Annotated in this window: 20 protein-coding genes and 1 pseudogene; 17 read left to right on the top strand and 4 right to left on the bottom strand. The window is 44.7% G+C overall.

The features are described 5' to 3' along the window. Positions 1–307: 307 nt before the first annotated feature. A complete protein-coding gene (locus QUB12_RS33610) occupies positions 308–1837 on the top strand; it encodes an IS5 family transposase (protein ID WP_333206184.1) in 1530 nt (509 codons plus the stop codon). A 33-nt stretch (positions 1838–1870) separates the two neighbouring features. Here the strand turns inward: QUB12_RS33610 and QUB12_RS33605 are convergent, their stop codons facing one another. After that, a complete protein-coding gene (locus QUB12_RS33605; protein ID WP_333310516.1) occupies positions 1871–2935 on the bottom strand; it encodes an IS4 family transposase in 1065 nt (354 codons plus the stop codon). A gap of 219 nt (positions 2936–3154) precedes the next feature. On the opposite strand from QUB12_RS33605, the pseudogene QUB12_RS33600 reads away from it, so the two are divergent. From QUB12_RS33600 to QUB12_RS33580, 5 genes and pseudogenes are all read left to right on the top strand, one after another. After that, positions 3155–4266: pseudogene (locus QUB12_RS33600) on the top strand (IS630 family transposase). A gap of 418 nt (positions 4267–4684) precedes the next feature. Continuing rightward, on the top strand, positions 4685–4825 hold the full coding sequence (locus QUB12_RS33595; protein WP_333106764.1) for a hypothetical protein: 141 nt from the start codon (positions 4685–4687) through the stop codon (positions 4823–4825). 519 nt (positions 4826–5344) lie between these two features. After that, the gene (locus tag QUB12_RS33590) at positions 5345–5533 is read left to right on the top strand and encodes a hypothetical protein (protein WP_333206181.1); all 189 of its coding nucleotides are present in this window, start codon (positions 5345–5347) and stop codon (positions 5531–5533) included. A 407-nt stretch (positions 5534–5940) separates the two neighbouring features. Further along, entirely contained in the window at positions 5941–6342 is a 402-nt protein-coding gene (locus QUB12_RS33585; RefSeq protein WP_333206182.1) for a plasmid mobilization protein, read from the top strand. A gap of 50 nt (positions 6343–6392) precedes the next feature. Next, a complete protein-coding gene (locus tag QUB12_RS33580; protein ID WP_333206183.1) occupies positions 6393–7976 on the top strand; it encodes a relaxase/mobilization nuclease domain-containing protein in 1584 nt (527 codons plus the stop codon). Between the two features lie 435 nt (positions 7977–8411). Here QUB12_RS33580 and QUB12_RS33575 read toward each other — a convergent pair whose 3' ends face one another. From QUB12_RS33575 to QUB12_RS33565, 3 genes are all read right to left on the bottom strand, one after another. Then, positions 8412–11543 carry a DUF3854 domain-containing protein gene (locus tag QUB12_RS33575; RefSeq protein ID WP_333310514.1) on the bottom strand — a complete coding sequence of 1044 codons (3132 nt, stop codon included), beginning with the start codon at positions 11541–11543 and terminating at the stop codon, positions 8412–8414. 339 nt (positions 11544–11882) lie between these two features. Beyond that, positions 11883–12461, bottom strand: coding sequence for a hypothetical protein (locus QUB12_RS33570; protein ID WP_333207347.1), 579 nt, complete (start codon positions 12459–12461; stop codon positions 11883–11885). A 153-nt stretch (positions 12462–12614) separates the two neighbouring features. Next, positions 12615–12899 carry a hypothetical protein gene (locus QUB12_RS33565; protein WP_333050754.1) on the bottom strand — a complete coding sequence of 95 codons (285 nt, stop codon included), beginning with the start codon at positions 12897–12899 and terminating at the stop codon, positions 12615–12617. Positions 12900–13095: 196 nt separating this feature from the next. Here QUB12_RS33565 and QUB12_RS33560 point away from each other — a divergent pair, with 196 nt between their 5' ends. From QUB12_RS33560 to QUB12_RS33510, 11 genes are all read left to right on the top strand, one after another. Next, positions 13096–13683 carry a hypothetical protein gene (locus tag QUB12_RS33560; RefSeq protein ID WP_333310511.1) on the top strand — a complete coding sequence of 196 codons (588 nt, stop codon included), beginning with the start codon at positions 13096–13098 and terminating at the stop codon, positions 13681–13683. Continuing rightward, complete coding sequence (locus QUB12_RS33555; protein ID WP_333310509.1) at positions 13680–13865, top strand: hypothetical protein; 186 nt, start codon at positions 13680–13682, stop codon at positions 13863–13865. Before QUB12_RS33560 ends, QUB12_RS33555 begins: the two co-directional genes overlap by 4 nt. Positions 13866–13977: 112 nt before the next feature. Beyond that, on the top strand, positions 13978–14316 hold the full coding sequence (locus QUB12_RS33550; protein ID WP_333257802.1) for a hypothetical protein: 339 nt from the start codon (positions 13978–13980) through the stop codon (positions 14314–14316). Then, positions 14294–14890: a hypothetical protein gene (locus QUB12_RS33545; RefSeq protein WP_333207343.1), complete on the top strand. Its 597-nt coding sequence runs from the start codon at positions 14294–14296 to the stop codon at positions 14888–14890. The genes QUB12_RS33550 and QUB12_RS33545 overlap by 23 nt, the downstream gene beginning before the upstream one ends. Positions 14891–15202: 312 nt before the next feature. Next, positions 15203–15388, top strand: coding sequence for a hypothetical protein (locus QUB12_RS33540; protein ID WP_333207342.1), 186 nt, complete (start codon positions 15203–15205; stop codon positions 15386–15388). Between the two features lie 34 nt (positions 15389–15422). Beyond that, entirely contained in the window at positions 15423–15752 is a 330-nt protein-coding gene (locus QUB12_RS33535) for a hypothetical protein (RefSeq protein ID WP_333207341.1), read from the top strand. 6 nt (positions 15753–15758) lie between these two features. Next, positions 15759–16088 (top strand): hypothetical protein, encoded by a 330-nt coding sequence (locus QUB12_RS33530; protein ID WP_333207340.1) that lies wholly within the window; start codon positions 15759–15761, stop codon positions 16086–16088. 17 nt (positions 16089–16105) lie between these two features. Then, entirely contained in the window at positions 16106–16354 is a 249-nt protein-coding gene (locus QUB12_RS33525) for a hypothetical protein (protein WP_333207339.1), read from the top strand. Between the two features lie 5 nt (positions 16355–16359). Beyond that, entirely contained in the window at positions 16360–16566 is a 207-nt protein-coding gene (locus tag QUB12_RS33520) for a hypothetical protein (RefSeq protein ID WP_333207338.1), read from the top strand. A gap of 50 nt (positions 16567–16616) precedes the next feature. Continuing rightward, positions 16617–17399 (top strand): hypothetical protein, encoded by a 783-nt coding sequence (locus QUB12_RS33515; protein WP_333207337.1) that lies wholly within the window; start codon positions 16617–16619, stop codon positions 17397–17399. A 2-nt stretch (positions 17400–17401) separates the two neighbouring features. Beyond that, the gene (locus tag QUB12_RS33510) at positions 17402–17863 is read left to right on the top strand and encodes a hypothetical protein (RefSeq protein ID WP_333207336.1); all 462 of its coding nucleotides are present in this window, start codon (positions 17402–17404) and stop codon (positions 17861–17863) included. The last annotated feature ends 138 nt before the right edge of the window (positions 17864–18001 follow it).

The following is an 18001-nucleotide window of genomic DNA, read 5'->3' as shown; positions in this document are numbered from 1 at the left end:
CAGTTTTATGCCCAAAATCCGAGTAAATGTTGAGCATAATTGCTGATTGACAAATGCTTTCTTAGCTTAACTTGTTACCAATGGAGTATGACAAATATTTAGTGGGCTTTGCGTCCCAAGCGTTGTGGAGGCGAGAGAACCCGAATTCACGGGCGATTAAATCAGAGATGTAAATCATCTAAGTAGGGCTTGCTGAATAATCAGCCCCAGGGTTACACAGTAAGCCTTAGATGATGATGAGATCGAACCGCTGGTGCACCTTCTTGGGCTAAAATAGCACCAAACCTTTGCACTACCGTTGACAGTCGTGTACCGAAAAGTTGACCCAGACGGCACCGCACCAGAAAGTTTTGAATTCCCTAACGGGGGGAAATTAGCCTCAGATAACCGTTGGGTGATGATGGCTCAACTGATACCGTGGTCGGAATTTGAATCAGAATACGCTCAAAATTTTACCCAATCTATGGGAGCACCAGCCAAATCGTTTCGGATGGCATTGGGGGCATTAATTATCAAAGAGAAATTAGGAACCAGCGACCGTGAAACCGTAGAACAAATCAGGGAAAACCCATACCTGCAATACTTTATCGGTTTGTCATCCTACAGTAATGAAATCCCGTTTGACGCCTCGCTATTGGTTCACTTTAGGCAAAGAATAAGTGTCAACCTGGTAAACAAAGTGAACAAAAAGATGGTGAAAAAAATCCGAGAAACCACTACCCCTAAATCTGAATCAAACAAAAAAGAACCAGAAGAACCAGGCGAGAGGCTAAATCAAGGAAAATTACTATTAGACGCAACTTGCACCAGCGCAGACATCACATACCCAACTGACATCGGCATCCTCGATCGAACGAGAATGCAAACAGAAAAAATCGTAGATATCCTCTACGAGTCAATCAAAGACCAGTGCCAGAAAAAACCCAGAACCTACCGCAAAAAAGCTCGTAAAGATTACCTAGCGATTGCCAAGCAGCGCCGACCGACGCATAGCAAAAAAAGAACAGCCATTAAAAAGCAACTGCAATATATCAAAAGAAACCTAGCTCATATTGAGAAATTAATCGAGTTAGGCTCGCTTTTGGAGAACTTGAGTAAGCGACAATATAAACTGCTGCTAGTCTGTCAGGAAGTTTACCGCCAACAATCCTGGATGTACCAACACAAAACAAATAGAGTTGACGATAGAATAGTAAGTTTAACCCAACCCCATGTTCGTCCCATAGTTAGAGGAAAAGCAGGAAAAGGCACAGAGTTTGGAGCCAAAATCTCAGCGAGCAGTTGTGACGGGTATGTATTTTTAGATCGAATTAGTTGGGATAACTTCAATGAATCAGGAGACTTAATAGCCCAAGTAGAAGCATTTAAAGAATTCACAGGACATTACCCAGAATCAGTTCACGTTGACCAAATTTATCGCACTATATCGAATAGAGCATGGTGTAAAGAAAGAGGAATTAGGATGAGCGGTCCGCCCTTGGGAAGACGACCAGCCCATGTAAGTAAAGCAATAAAAAAGCAAGCTCAAGAGGATGAGAAAGCCCGTCAAGCTATAGAAGGAAAATTTGGTCAAGCAAAAAGAAGATTTAATCTCGATCGAGTGATGGCTAAACTCGATAATACATCCCAAACAACGATTGCAATTGCTTTTTTAGTCATGAACCTTATGGCAGGGTTCTTGCGGTTATTGTGGCTTTTTTTGTGTCAATTTTTATTAATAACAACTGGAAAGGGGGGAAAGATTATCAAAAGTTATGTCCTGGCATTATCCTGGGGGGGTGACAAAGAGGTCTACGAGATAGACTGTATAAGGGTTGCAGCCCGCATACCTTGTTGATAAAAACGGCGTTTAGAAGGAGTTAACTGGCGTTTACTGTTCTACCTCGTCAGAATATTGTTCGAGATAATTAACCCACTTTTCTCCATCTAAACCAACACCAAATGTACTCCGTCTTCGATATCTTTTTTTAGGTTCTTTGCGGCGAGATACATATTTTTGAACCTGCTTTTTCCTCATTTCAGTGCCTTGAAATATTCCCGAACTGTAGGCGAGCGTCATGAGCAAAATCATGTTAATAAGTCGGTCTCCTTTTAAGCTAGTTCCTTCAAGATCGTAGCCTCCTGTTTTACAATCTCGAAACATTTCTTCAATGCCCATCCGTTGCTTGTAAGCATCGATAGCTGTCGGCAATGACCCTAAATCTGTGAGTATAAACCACGCTTCATCAACCTTCCACGCCCCGTAGTTTCTTTTCCACTTACAAGCAACATCAAATCCAGTAGCAGGCTGAGTTTTTCTCACTCTTTTACCTTGAAAATATAAAGAGGTTCCTGGTACTATTCCTAATTCCTTTAACCGTTGCCAAACTAAATGTTCTGTTTCGATACAATGATTCTTTTTCAGTCTCAAACAAAAACATACACCTTTTTCCCTCAGCCAGTTTGCCAAATCGACAGAACAAAATTCACGGTCTCCTAAAACGATGATTTTATATTCTGAAAATAATGGTAACACTTGCTGTAAATTGGTAGTTTGTGACTCGAAGTTACTGTTTCCCAATTTTGGCAACAGTGACCAGTATAATGGAATTGCTCTTCGCTCCCAAATCAAGCTAACCATAAAGAGATTAATGCGCCCCCATTGACTGCGGTCGATTGCGATTGATAAACGAGTACCAACACGGCAATAAGTAATCAACCAATAAGTAATTAATGGGAACCAAATTAGTGAGATAGTTAAGTGAGGCAAATCGAGAAACCTTTGTAGTTTTCTACGCCGACTTTCTGTTGTAATTGGATAGGGAAATACCCGGGAGAGCCGTTCTAATCTCACTTTTTTTTCTGATTGTATCAAGGGTAGCAAGATTTCAATCAGTTTAAATTGAGCTGAACTTATTTGTTTTTTTAAATGAATGAGGTAGAATGTTGGTATCATTATTTTTGAGATAGGCAAGCGTGTAACAATTATGCTGCCTATCTTTTTTTAGCACACATTCGCTCAATCCTTACAAAGTATGGGTTTCAGGCTGGTTGTTACCCCCCCAGGGCATTATCACCAAAAGAAAAACTTAATTTGAGCGTTGGCGAGCAATAGCGCGATCGAACTTTTTTGAGTTTTTTGGACTTATTCAGCAAGCCCTAAGTAAGAGTTAAAATGTCTAAAAATCAGCAGCCAGAAAATTTTTTAGAACATGAAGAACAAGCTTTAGAGAAACTAAAAAGTTTTATTGCCAGTAATCCAGACCCAAGAGAACTCAAAAGAGCTTTAGCAATCCGTATGCTAATTGAAGGGCTCGATCGAGGAACTATTCAAGTTATATTGGGAGTATCCTCTCCATTTATCAGCAAGGGGAAAATCAATTATTTATTTCAGGGTATTGAAGGTCTGAGATTAAGTTATAAAGGCTCGCATGGGCAACTTAAACCAGAAGAAAGAGCCCAAATTATCCAATGGTTAAAACACCAAGCTCGCTGGGATTTGTCCGAATTAGAAAATCATCTACAACAGCAATATCAGATTGAGTTTAAATCCAAAGAAAGCTACTATCAACTATTTAAATCAGCAGGAATTAGCTGGAAAAAATCTCAAAAAAATAACCCAAAACGGGATGAAAAACTTGTCAAAAAAAAGCACCAAGAAATTAGTGAAATCATCGAGTCTAACCGAGAAGCTATAGAAGCGAGAAAGTTGGTAGTGTATTTGATTGACGAGTGTCATCTTCTCGCTTGGAGATGCCTGTGGTTATCTGTGGGGAAGGCGCAATGAGAGAATAGAGATACCGCTCACAAATGAGAGAGAAAAACAAACCTATTATGGGGCGATAAATTATTTAACAAAACAGTTTGTTCTCCGAGAATATGAAACAGCAAATTCTGAGAATACAGTCACTTTCTTAAAGTATTTACAATCTTTAAATCCTGAAGCGAGACATTTGATTATTTGGGATGGAGCTAGTTATCATAAATATAAAGAGATGAAAGCTTATCTAGAAGAAATTAATCGAGGTAAGGAGCCGCATGAATGGCTTTTAACTTGTGTCTTATTTGCTCCCAATGCCCCGCCTGCAGAATCCAGTAGAAGATATCTGGCTGAAAGCCAAAACTTGGGTGAGAAAATTTGGGAATCGGCTCAGTTGTTTTTCTTTGGTTAAATGGTTCTTCAATTTTACCATACAGGAGCAAAGCTTTGACTTTCCCAAGCTACACAAGTTTGGTGATTTTGAGCTAACACTCAATGGAACTACTGCTCGATCTAGCTTGGATTAATTTATGAATGATTTAGGATTGCTATATCATTCGTCCATAGGGGATTTACTGATCTAACAATGATGTACGCACTATTCTGTAAATCACGAGCTAAAAAATAACCGTAATTTTACTGATAGGTGCGATTATCGCGCACACTCAGAACAATATGTCAGTAATTAAGTAGAACCCCCTTTTGTAGCGTTAAACCTTGATGATAACTGTATCGTTCAAAAGTTATGAAAGTCTATTAATTGCTTCCACAGCTTTTGAGACGCATCTTATCTCTATAATATTTCCTCTCCCCTGCCTTTGTAAGTCGGAAAAGTCGGATCGGAAAGTCGGAAAAGTCGGATCTTGCATAATCTATCGAACTCAGGTTCCTACAACTTTAGGGAACTGTGTAGGACTGTTGCAGGACAGCTATCAAAACCAGACAATGCTATGGCTGCGGTGGTGGGACACCGAGGGCAATTTGCTGCTGACAGGTGCAGAACGAGCCTCTAGAACCCAACAAGCACTTTTTGATGCAATTCCTCGGCTGTTGGGAATGGGATTGAATGCAGAGCAAGTGGGATAAGCCCTGGGTTTATCAGTAGAGTTCGTCAGGCAGCATTCCCAACCTTGATGCAGCTAAATTTGGCTTTCCCGCACAAGAATTGTGGATTCTCAATCTAGCAAACCTTGTATTGCATCCGGCTATCGCCGTCACTCCCTAAAAAACCAAGGACTCTCGTGGTCAGGGGGTAAATTTTTACCCGACTGTCAAGCTTTATCAGACAACAACAGTTTAGTCGATTGATTGTCAGGTTAGCCAGACAACAACATTTTGCCTTATTATCGAGGTCAGCCTTACACTCGTTTTCAGCCTCAACGGAGCCCAAAAACCAGACAGGCCAGCCTCAACTTTATTGCTTGCATAACGGCTACTATGCTACAAAATCGCTTCATAAATTTTAGCTGTCTGCCACTTTTCTCACACTTGCTCAACTTGATTTTTAATTCAATTCCGATGCCGGAACTTGACTATTAAATCAATTCGGATTTTGTTAAAAGGGCTAAAAAATAGTTAATTGTTGCGTCAGCTAAAATCAGGGATTTGCAGTATAAAGTCAGGCGTTTGCAGTATAAAGTCAGGCAAGTGCAGGTATTTGCAGGAGGTGCACTTTACCTGCATTTACCTGAAAATATCCTGCAAATGCCTGACTTTTTCGGTCAAATTACTGGTTTTTTGTGCAAGGACTGCGTTTGCCTGTTGAGGCTGGTTATGGCTGTTCTCTATCGGTAGCAAGCAATGTTTTTGTGATCACAAACCGCACTTTTACGTGCAGGAAGAGAAATAATGCACCCTCCCTTTACGGAAGCCTAACCGTAAGGTCGGGTTTAATACTTTCTTTAGCTTTAATGACAACTGTAACTATTTGTACTACGATTTAAGCTGAATATTCTATAGCTCTAAGAAATTAGAGGGAGAAAATGCTTCAAAAGCAATTCAACAAGCTCATCACTTATTCAAGTGCGATCGCACCTAAATCCACTATTCTATACAAATAAAGAAAATTATAGTCAGTCTCTACTTTGATAAACCCTCTAATAGCCCTCTCCAATTGGAGGGGATAAAATCACCTGATTAGGGATTTTTAATTACAGCGGTTAACTTGTATCTTGGGAAAAGGTTTTTACTGATTAAAAACTATGAAAACTTTATCGGAAGCCAAACCTAGAGAGCTGCTATCCAACCATATTCACATTCGCCTCACTGACTCTGACTACAATCAAATCAAAGCAAGAGCAGAGCAAGTCAATTTGAGCATGAGCGACTTCATGCGGCGTGCAGCTTTGAGGAGAACCATGCCGCGCCCTCTAGCTGCATTTGACTTAAAAGCCTATCAAGTGTTATGCAAGATTGATGCCCAACTTAGAATTGCCGGAAACAACCTCAATCAGATTGCTAAAGCTTGCAATAGTGCTGTGGTATTGGGAGAACCCGTTATTGTCAATAGAGGACTCTTAGAAAGCGTACAGCACCTCATTCAACAAAACCAAACTGCTATTAAAACAATAGTTGCAAACCTTACTAATTCTACAGTCCGCTAATTTTTAACCAGCCTGAGCAATTGATGTAATAAACCTACTGCGAAACGGTTATGATTGGCAAACAAATCAAAGGTACAGGCTTTCGAGGCTGTCTGAACTACGTGCTGGGCAAAAAAGACGCTGCTCTAATTGGCGGTACTATGTGCGGACAAACTCCTGAAGAACTCGCTGCTGAATTTGGCATCGCCCGACAACTAAGACCTAACCTGAAAGTAGCAGTTTTTCACGCCACTTTATCTGTCGATAGCACCGAAAAACTCGAAGATTCTGAAGAAAATGACCAACGCTGGCTGGCGATTGCAGCCAACTACATGAAAGCGATGGAATTTGACAACAACCAGTACGCAGTTGTCAAGCACAGCGATACAGAACACGACCACATCCACATCGTCGCCAGTCGCATTTGCCTAGATGGAGGTGTTGTTGACGATAGCTGGGATTACTACAAAAGCCAAGAAGTAATTCGCCAGCTTGAACGAGACTACAATTTAGAAACTATTGCACCCAGTTGGGAAATAGATAAGCGAGCTCCGACTACAGGAGAACACAGATATTTACAAAGCAAGGGAAATAAGAGTGTCAGAGTGCAATTGCAAGACCTAATTGATGAAGTTACTCAAGACAACCCAAGTATGTCAGAATTCGTTGAGCGGTTGCAGCAACAAGGCGTAGAGGTGCAAGTCGGATTGACTCGAACTGGCTTCAGTAAAGGCATTTCTTACAATTTAGATGGGGTCGCTTTAAGTGGCACTCAATTGGGTAAAGCCTACACTTTTTGTGGATTGCAGAAGCATCGAGGCGTTAGCTATGACAAAGGGCGAGATAACGCCCTAATTGAGGCTTTAATGCAGCCACAACACTTAGCGAACGCCCCTGGTGAGGCAGAGGAAAATGAGCTAGAGTCGTCACAATCCGAGCTAGTAGCAACCCTATCTGCAACAGCAAATGAGTTAGAGTTGTCACAATCTGAGCTAGAAACAACTACACCTGCAATTCCTGCAACAGCAAATGAGTTAGAGTTGCAATTATCAATCCTGCCTGAAAGGAATGAAACTCAGTGGCAAAAAGTGCGCGAGCATCTAGCAGTCGAGTACAGTTTACCTTTAGAATTGCTTGAAAAATTGCACTCTCATTCTTGGCTGTATGCTGGCTCAGAAAAGGCTATCTTTACGGCACGAACGCTTGAGGGGGAAGCCAGGCTCGCTTTTGTTCTCGATGAAAGAGGCAACTTTACTACAACCCATCCCCTGTCATCTGAAGCTGCTTTCTGGGTAGCCACTACTGGAGAAATTGAGCGAGCTGTGATTGCCTGTAACCCAATAGAAGCCCTTTCAAATTTGCTTATTGAACAGGATAACTCTGCAACAGCACCACCCACAATTTACATAGGAATTGAACGAGCTTCACAACTGCCTATAGAATTCTTACAAGAACTCGATACCGTTATTATAGCGCTCGCAGAAGATTCTCACCTCGCTCGAAATGCGAGTGCGCTGCTACCGAATGCAGAAGTTGTCAATCCACCGTCAAGTTGGAATGATATCTGGATACAATTAATTGAGCAAGAACAGCAAACTCAAAAACAAAATAACCAACAGTATAAACAGCGCATCCAAGAAATTGAATTGGATTAGCTTTTACAGCTTTAAAAATTGATACGACTTACGCAACTGAGGAATTTTTAGACTATCGAACACTCGGCAGACATAGCGAGCGCCGTCGATGTGCCTTGCCGAGCGGGCCAGCCACACAGGTGAATGAACTTATCACCCTATTCTCCCAACTTCAATCCTATAGCCCACATTCCGCACCCTGAACTGTCACACTACGAATTTTCGGAGTTTGGCTAAATCGAACTGGCGAGCGCAAGTCCAATTTCCCACTTGTGTGTATAAAAAATGATTAATTGGGTTCACAAAATTCCGCCAAAACCGATTGTGACAGTCGAGGGTGCGGAAAGTAGGTTTGAGTGTGCAGAATTTACGTCTGATAGGCTAACCAAACCCCACAAACCGCATCAAAAGGTAAGTGGGGCTTTTTCTACTCTGTCAGAACTAAGCCAAAAGGCTCTAACGCCGCTGCTGCATCAGCTCACCTATCCGCTCCCTCACTAAAGCATCCTCCCCTTCGAGCCAAGCGGTGATTGTGGCAGCCTCGTAGCGAGTCCCCGGTGCATTCCATCCGTACATCTGTGTAAGCAGGTTTTGGAGCTGTTCGGGGTAGTATTCGGGCCACCAAATCAGGGCAATATCTCGTATCTTTTCGGCATCCTCTGGCGCGATTTGTGCGGGTTCCGGTTCCGCTAATTCCTCTGCTGGTGCAGGTTCGGGCGCTAGTTGCTCCGGTTCCGGTTCGGGGGGATTGTCGCCCAGTGCGCTCGGCTTCGGCGACCGCTCAGAGATTGTCGGTCGCTCTGAATTTTTGGCTAAAGAGGTGAACTTGATCCGCTCTTCTTCGGTCAGCGCCGCCCAAATCTTCTCTCGGTTTGCAGCTCCCTTGCCACAGACTTCTTTGAGCACTGGCAGAATGTCGGCGGCCGCTTGCCATGCCGATTCGGGGTTAAGCTCTGCCAGCGCCAATCGAATCATTTGCAGCAAGTCGAGTTCGTCTTCGTTCAATTCTGAATGCTGACCTGAATGCTGACCTGAATGTAGGCTTTGTGTAGGCTGAATGTCTGGCTCTGTATGGCTCGTGTCTACCGTGTAGACTTTGGGTGAGGGTAAGACTTCCACAACCTCAGCATCAGTATTCACCTGGGCGGGAGAGGTTGATGTTGTACCGCTATCAGTTTCGAGACTTGAGTCAGCAGAAGTTGATATTGTGCCGCCATCAGTTTCGAGACTTGAGTCAGCAGAAGTTGATGTTATGCCGCTATCAGTTTCGAGTTTTGAGTCATCAGAAGTAATTTCATTCTTTTTTGCAATTTTTGAGTTTAAGTCTACATAGTCTACACAAGCCTTGTGGGCTAAGGATTGTAGGTCTACATTCCGGTCTGCACCCTGTAGACCTAAATCTACATTTTTGGATTGACTCAACAAATCTTCTACAGTCGAAATGTCTTGGTCAGTATCTGTCCGCAACCTCAACCCTTTGATTGCCATGCCAGCGGCTGACCGCTGCTTTGTGACATCTTTCCATTCGAGGACTTCTCGGCAGAGTTCCACCAAATCTGCTGAGAAATTGTTTTTACCTTTGGCGCTGTACCCGGCTCGACGACAGTAATTGTTATAGGAGCCGAACAAAGTTGATTTAGCCGCGACATAATCCGCATCTTTCCATTCGTCTTTATCGGCTCCGATTGCCGTCTGGGCCTCGGTATCGTGAATAATGCAATCGTTGACCCATGACGCCATCGGGTCGGCCCGCACCCGGTCAGCCCAAAAAGTGCCATTAATTCCGCTTTCTTCTTGAGCCAAAATGCGCTCAATTTCGGTCACTGGAATTGATAACAAATATTGGGTAAATGCGCTTAATTCCGGCTCTAATTCTCGTTCGAGGTGGGGGTTTCGCTTAATGGGGGTGTACTCGAATCCTTCTTGAATTATTCGCCGCTTCAACCAGGAAAGTCCGCTGGCAGGGAAACACGGCTGATTTGAAGTAATTAGTGCCAGACCAGAAAAACGGAAGTCAACAGCCGATTTGTACAATTGGCGACCGCTGATTTTACCCCCGCCCGTCAGTGACCTGAAGTTTGATAAATTGCCTGTGTACTTTTCTTGGTCGTCAAAAACCGCTAGCCGCTTTGTCTGTAAATCCGCGACTTTATCTGCTTTGGTTAAATCTTCCAAGTTTCCAATCCAAGTGTTTCGCTCTCCAACCACCATTGTGGTCAGTCGGGAGTAAAGCCCTTTCCCAGTTCCACCGGGGCCAGTCAGCATTAGGAATTTGTGCAAATGCGCCATACCGCGCAAGCTGGCGGCGATGAAGGCAATCAGAATATCTTTCTTGTTCCGATTGCCATCGGTGGCCTGATTCATCCAATCGTTGATTTTTGCCCATCCAGTATTAACAGCGCTTCCTTTGTAGCTGCGCGGTAGCGACCAAGTTAGTCGGAATCCGGGGGCGTGTTCTTGCCAAGTGTTGCTTTCAATGGAAAGCACTCCATCTTCAAAGGGCAATAGTTCGTTTGATGGTCGCTCTAACCAATCGAGCTCGAATAATTTCCTTTTGAGCGACCCTAGAACGTTGGCGCAGTAGGCGTTGTTGGGTTGCAACCCCCGCGTCTGGCACATGGTATCTATGGCGCTGAGGACATAATCGTCGTTCACCGCCGCCCAAACTCCTTTATGCCGAAGTTCGTACTTCATCCAAGATTTGTGTTCGTCAGAGTAGCAGAGTTGGTCGCGCAACTCCTCGGCAAGTTCGGCTCCCAATTCTTGGGGTAAAGAAATTTTCTTCTTAGGCGATGAATCCTCGCTCCCATCAAGATTGCTCTCCCATTCCTGAAAGCTGACTGACTTCATAAGCATCCGCCTGAACTCTTCTATTCCTTTTCTCTGGATAAAATCATCCATACCTTTGGTTTCTCCTTCAGTGCCAGGTTCCCATTGTGCAGTAATGCTGCGAACGGGAACACCAAACTTAAGCAACTGGCGGCCGAGTTTCCGCTGTTCCCAAATGACACTGGGATTGGTGGCTGCATCTGCATCAAAGGCAATGATGAATCCAAAACCGGCACGAGCGTAGTGTTCGAGTATGGCAACGAGAAAGCGTTGACCTTGCAAGTCGTTTTTCTTGGCAGTCAGTCCCATGCTGATGCCCATCAAGGCAATTGTAGGTAAACCATGACAGCATCCCGCGATGGCCTTCCAGATTCCTTCAGTTAGTAAGATGTAGGGCTGACCGTTAATGTGGTAGCAGTGCTCTGCAAGTTTTTCAGTATCCCAATAGTCCTTATCGGTTGGATGCTGAGGGAGAAAAGCGTCGTATTCCCCTAACGGGGTGCGGTACTTGGGTGCCTTTTTATCTTCTCTTGACTTCCACGGCTTGTCTGGCCTGAACTGAAATTGTGTGCCTGCACCAATAAAGAAGATGCCACCAGACTTGGCGGTATAGCCCAAGTAAACTGATGCCTCGTCAGCAGATACGCTTCGGCAGTTGGCGTAACTCCACTTGTTCAGCAGTCCTCTGCTCTCAATGTGGCTCTTGTGTTTGGGGCAAAGGTACGCGGTAGTTGATAAAAATTGATCTGCAATATTCATAGATGCCTCTTTCGCTACTCATAGCGCTGCGTGCTGGTTTTTTTACAAAAACCCGCGCTTAGTAGAAGAGACGGCTCTGCCACAGCTACCGTTAATGTGCAAAGGTGCAAAATCTGCGGTAATGGCAGAAATAGACTATGATGAGTCTAAAGTTTTTTATTTTTGTTTGTCTGCCGTCTCTTCTAAAGACGCGGACTTTTTTTTGGTCTGGTCTAATCGATGCGGGCGGTCGCTTGTTGACAACAGCCTTTTCAAATTCTATACGCGGACGTATTGCGAGCGAACGTTAGCTGACAAGGAATTTCCGAATCGAAAAATCCCAATTGTTGCCGATCGCAATTAACCCGGTTCATCCTCACCCCCCGGAATTCTCCAAGGGTCGATGCCGTTTTCTCTAAGCAAGCGCTCGTAGTAGTCGCGCTCCCACCGAATTTCGTCTTCAGCAGAGTAAGCGTTGCCCAACATTCGCAGGTCGCGTTCGAGTTGCTGGACTCGCTGGCCAAGCAGTTCGTTGCGTTCGGATTCGGTGCGAGTAACGCCGAAAGCTATGTCAAATCGGCGCTCTAATGTTTCAGTACCCAAAGCCACAACTAAGTCAAAAGCAGGTTTAACTCCTCTGTAACAGCGGTAAATCCAGTAAGCATAAACAACACTTAAGGGCCATCCCCGAATGCGAGTTTGTCCTCTGACTTGTCCCGTGGGGTCAACTTCAAAAGTTTCTGGCGTAAAACCCTCACCCAGTATGGCTTTACCCTCCTTAGAACCTAAAAAGTTTCTGGCGTAAACTGGATCATCCCCAATACACTCAGCCGCCTGTGTTTGGCTCATCCGGTAACTGCCGTCTGGCAACATAAACCCATCGACTGTGAGGGAACCTATTTGCACGAAAGCCCTGACGGCTCTAACTGATTCACTCATCAAAAACTCCTTTGACGCTTCATCGCGCTCTACGTGGCCTATACACTAAACTCCGACAGTCCAAGCTTGGTGTATACGAAAGTTCAACCTAGTTTTTCAAGTAGTGTTTCCCATTCCATAATTTGATTTTTTAGCAATTGAACCCGAGCGCCCTTAGCCTTGCGCTTGAGAAACAAACCGCGGCCAGCAAGTTCTTCGCGGGCTAATGCGATACTTTGCTCCAACACTTTTGGTCAATTCCTCCCTATCCTCCTTTTTTAGTTCAGTGTCGGTCATCCCTGCAACCAGGCGGGCGAACTGTTCCAAGAATTCAGAGCGCGAGATTCCAAGCACCTCAGCCCTGGTGTCGATCGCTTTCATTGCCGTAGGAGTCACAAAAATGCTGTAGCGCTCTTTGTTTTCGCCCCAAGCGCTGCGTTCAGCCGGTTTTCTGGTCATTTGTCTGTGTATGCACAATTAACAATTTTCATCATAGGGCTTGACAACACCTAAACAAAAGTGATATGTCTGTGCATACATATTTACGTCTGTGCATACACAGTTATGGCTTAACACCAAAACCAAACCCCGCCCCCTATGACTGGAAATCTTCTGGGGCGGGGTACGGCACTCACATTAATGAGGTTTTTCAATCATGACACAAATACCGATACCGATAACGGTTGAGGTGTCCGCTGCTGCTGCAACGCCAAAAGTGACGAGCGCTTCTTTGTACCCTTTGCTGTTGGCATCCGTGGAAACGATGGCAGAACCAGAACTCTGGGTTTTGATGGAAGCGGTCGTTTATTCGCTGCGCCAAAGGGACACGCTCGCCCGCTCCATTAAAGAGTGCGGTACTGTTGAATGTTTTGGCGATAAATGGCCCCAAGATTTCGATTTCTTGCCCAGTGAATCGGAAGCGATCGCCTTAGTGGAGGCAATAGCCGACCAATTCTCCAGCCGCCAACTCCATTCTTGCTGGCAATCGCTGCTGAGCACTTGCAACCGCATCCAAAAGCTTGCCCTGATTGAAGCGATCACCTACGCCCAGCACTATTCATCGACGGTACTCCAAGCGCTCTCTCAATGCGAACTATCGGATTTGTTTTCCGATTCCTTGGAACACTTGGATGTTTGGCTCTCTGAACCCGAAGCGCTGCGCCTAATTCGCTTACTCTCCGGTTCCCTCTTAGCTTCATCGGAAGCTGCACCCTCTCCAGGCTCCGGGAGGGACGATCGATGAAAGCACTCAAAAGCCATCAATTCAAGTGGAGCGTTACCGTCACCCGCAAGTACAATCCACCCCGCCAAATTATAGTTTTCGGGCGCACGCAAGTAGAAGCACTCCAAGGAGCCGTATCTTCTGCCCGCGAAGTATGGGGTATCTGGGATGCCAAATCATTTAGTACGCCGGAAAGGAAATAATTTTTTTTGATTCTTCGTTAGCTACTTCGGGCGACTCCGAAAACAGCTAACGAAAGAATCAGAGTTTCGGGTGATGTAGCTAACAAGTAGCCAATCAAATGCCAATGAGAAAATGCCAACACCTAAAAAGCCTGTAGACGTAGCTGTTTTTAACAGTCGATGTGGGACATGGAAGCATCGAAATTACTTCAGAGCAGAAGTAAGGGTAATTCTAGGTAAAGAGGGAAAACCGATGCCTGAAGCTACTTTCAAAACCCGACTCGCCCTTTTAGAAGCAGAATGCCCCGAGTTTCAGAGACAACCCTACCGCCGGACATTTTCTCAATTTCATTTGAACTGCTTGCTAACCCTAGAAACTTGGATTCTGGAAGCCAACCGCTGCATTGCCACTGTTCGAGAACGATTAGCACAAGAAGGATTACCCACCCATGAATACCGAACCGACAATTGACCGCCGCGACATCAAAAGCAAATGGGGACTCAACAAAGTTTCTGACGTAACCAACGCTCGCAAAGCTTTAGGACAGCCCGATTGGCAAAACTCTCTTTTGAACCCTGATGACAGCGCAGAAATCGACCTTTATTTCGAGTTGGTACTGAATCAGCGAATTGCACCGCCTTTGGCACTCAAACAAGTAGTGGGAACTCGGAACGGACGCGGTGAATACTGCAACGACATCGACTCAGAAGCGATCGCCAGCGGCGAAAAACGGGATGCTGAAGAAGAGAAAAGCGGAGCGATACAAGCCATTGAGGGAATGACTCGCGAAGCATCCTTGGGGATGGCCGATGTTGCCGGAGCCGTTAGCGACCAAATCCTAGATGCCTTTAAGATTTCTCTGAGTGCAAATCTGACCCACGGTTTAACCGATATGGCCTCCAATATCCGAGGTAATTTCAGCGTTCTCACCTCGGCCGTAAAAGCAGCTCCCTTGGATTTGCGGGATGCCAATTTGCCAGTCCCAAAGCCTGTTTTACCAACCAAGTCAGTACCGCCACGGAGGATTTCACCAGGACTCTGGTAGGCGCTCACCGAGAGTTGGGGGAAGCCCTAGCTTTAAGGCAAGCTCACAGGGAAAAGGTGCTCCTGAATCTCATCTTTTTTCTGAGCCTGCAACGGGGGAGGCAACCTAAAAAACCTGGCATTATATTGCCTCCCAATCCCAATTACGCTGAAGAAACAATCGTGCTAATGAGGTTTGTCTGATGCTGGACAGTTACGGTTTTATTGAGTTGTATTTAGTGTGTCCTGGATTGAGATTGTGGCGGGTCGTTAAGTCTAAACTGGCTGCAATTAGCCAAGTGAGCGAAGTGGCAGTATTAGTGGGAGGGTGTGCGTGAAAATCAGAGAAGTCTTGGCAACAGTTAAACACTGCAATTCAGGATGGCAAGAACAAAAACTGGTACACATCCTGTTTACTGACCGGGATGAAAAGTACCAGTTACTGAAGCCTTACTGTGTGGAATACGGCAAAAATGTCATCTTTAGCAAGACAGATAACGAGATTTTGTTACCAGATTGAGCAAGGCATAAACATAGAGCTAAGGAGTACAGCGATGTTAGTTCACATCCGCAAAAAAGAGGTTTTCTTATGGCACGGAGAGCAGCACGTTTTTGTGTACCCTCCCGACAACAAATGTCTAGCATTCTGTCAGATCAAAGACCTCGATTTGTACAGCAATCGATACGGTACGCTGTACAACATTATTGAGAGCGATGTTTACTTAGAAGCGGTAGACGAAAGTAAAAATCTTTGCCAGCCCAAAGAGAAATATTTCCCCCCTGATTGTATAGGGCTGAGAGAATGCCCTTATCCCGGAGTTTGCTACCGCCTCGAAACTGAACAGCAAGATTATGAATGTGATGGATATGAATCAGCAGGATAGGAAAATATGGACACAAACAAAGACTATCAAAGATTGCTAGCTCCTGCAACGCTTACAGAAGAAGACGAATTCTACGCTGAATGCAATGTGGCAGGAATTAACTATGTGGATCGGGTAAATGGAAAACCTGTTCGAGTTTACCCCTACTGGATAGACAGACCTAACTGCAATTGGCACAGTCCACCAGTTGCAGAAGATGAGGATGAAGATGATGATGTTGATGAGCCTGAAAGTGAAGATGAGGAGCGAGGTAAGAAAAAAGGCTGGATAAGTCGATTAACGACGTGGTGGAAACGACGCGATGCTATCAATATCAACTTCTTGGAAGAATCGTAGTTAATGAGGTCACTCTAATGAGCAGCGAATTAGAAAGAGTAAAGCAGTTAGTGGAACTAGACCCAGTACCACAAGCAATTGTCAAATCTGTAGACATGGCGTGGGCTGTGTACCGCAAAGAGCAAATCCCCGACAACTACCTAATTTGTAAAGAGATATTTTGGCAGGGAATCTGCCAAATTTTGGGTTACATTCCGGCTCATATTAAATGTAGCGGTCAAGGACAGGTTTACATTTCATTTAGTCCCAATGAAACTTCGAGGTAACAACCATGTCAGATAAACTCTCGGCAATTTGTGCGTCACTCCTGTTTGCAGCCATCCCCGCAATGCTGGTTTACGCAGGTAAATCTGTCTACCACGACGGTTATCGACAAGCCGTAAAAGATTTACCACCCACGGTAGTTCAAGGCGACCAGAATATCGACAACAGCACGAACCACAGCTATCAATTTGCACCGTCGCTTGGGGGGAAGTAATTAATTGTAAATCAACTACATAACTCAGAATTAATTAAAGGAGACAAACCATGAGTGCAATTGTTAAATACACTGGTGATGGAGCCATCGCCCCAGCCTTAGTCGGAAAAGTCAAAGCATTTGATAGCGCACCTGAAATGTTGACTACTTTTCAGGGATACTACGGCTTCGACCCATCAGCCTTTGCTGGAATGTCCGAGGAAGAATTGGGGGCATTCGTAGATTCGGTTGAAGAAATCAAGTTCCTCATTGACAACCTCGATAAACTAGAAAAACACGTCAACGACTATATTGACGGCGTTGTCAAATACAACGAGTTTGTAGCCCGATGCGTCAAAGCTGGTGCTAAGGGCATGGAGAAGATCGATCGGGCCACGCTCGACGTGTTCTTGGCATGGAAAGGTTGGCAGGCCAATACCAAAAAGCTAGCCAAAGATTCGGATGTTGGCGTAAGACTACTCGACCAAGAAGTTATTGATTACGATGATTTAGCCGAATACGATCTTGAGATTTCTCTTCAGATTGTGGCTAACAGATTAGCCCGTCAAAAAGAAGCGCTATCCCAAAAACCTGAAATAGAAGCAGCCAACTATGCGGAGCGACAAGCAGCTCAAGAGGCAAAAAGCGAAGAGAGAAATAGGATAAAATACTTGTTCGCTTACGGTACTCGTGGGAAATTGGGTTTGCCATCATCTAGTAGCAAACAATTAATTCCTGCTACCACTAACGCTAGCAATAACGCTAGCAATAACGCTAGCAATAACGCTAACAATACAAGTGGTTGGCTAAAAAAATGGGGCGGTAAAGCCTTTGACTTTTTCTCAGGGAAATAGCCATGCAGTTGCCAACACTTCTCATCCCCAAACCTCAAAATCCTCCTGTTGCTCCACCTTCACAACAACCACAACTCCCCGAATTAGAAGAATCAGACCAATTGAGGTTTCTCAAGAACTTAAACAGCTTTTGTGGTCAAGGATTTTGGTTTGCGGTTGGTCTATCCATCGCTCACGTTTCGAGGATTGTCGGTGCTCCTGTAATGCTCGTCGCAGTGGTTTTAGTAGCCGGGTTCTTGTTTGTAGTAAAACCGAAAAACCCAACCTCTTATTTACTATCCATGAGGCGGATTAGTGGGTTGGTGGTGATTCTCGGAACTATTGCTGCATTTTGGGATGCGGCGTGGCTACTGGCAAATATGCCTTTAAGCGTCGGCTTTGGGTTCATCCCAGTGTGGCAGCTTGTCGTGATTGTTGGTGTATCGGTGATGCTACTTTTGTTGGTTACACTGTGGCGGAGGTGACCAAATGAAAAGTGCGATCGCCTGTGTGATTGTGGGTATCGGATGTAGCGGGTTCAGTTTATTCGGGTACTTTGACAAACACCTTAGTTACTGCAATGGAGCTACAAATCCCTGTACGCCTGTTGTGGTAACGGGTTC

The sequence above is a fragment of the Microcoleus sp. B7-D4 genome, assembly GCF_036705125.1.
Lineage (GTDB): Bacteria > Cyanobacteriota > Cyanobacteriia > Cyanobacteriales > Microcoleaceae > Microcoleus.
The sequence above is the reverse complement of the archived record's forward strand: the minus strand, read 5'-3'. Positions and strand labels throughout refer to the sequence as shown.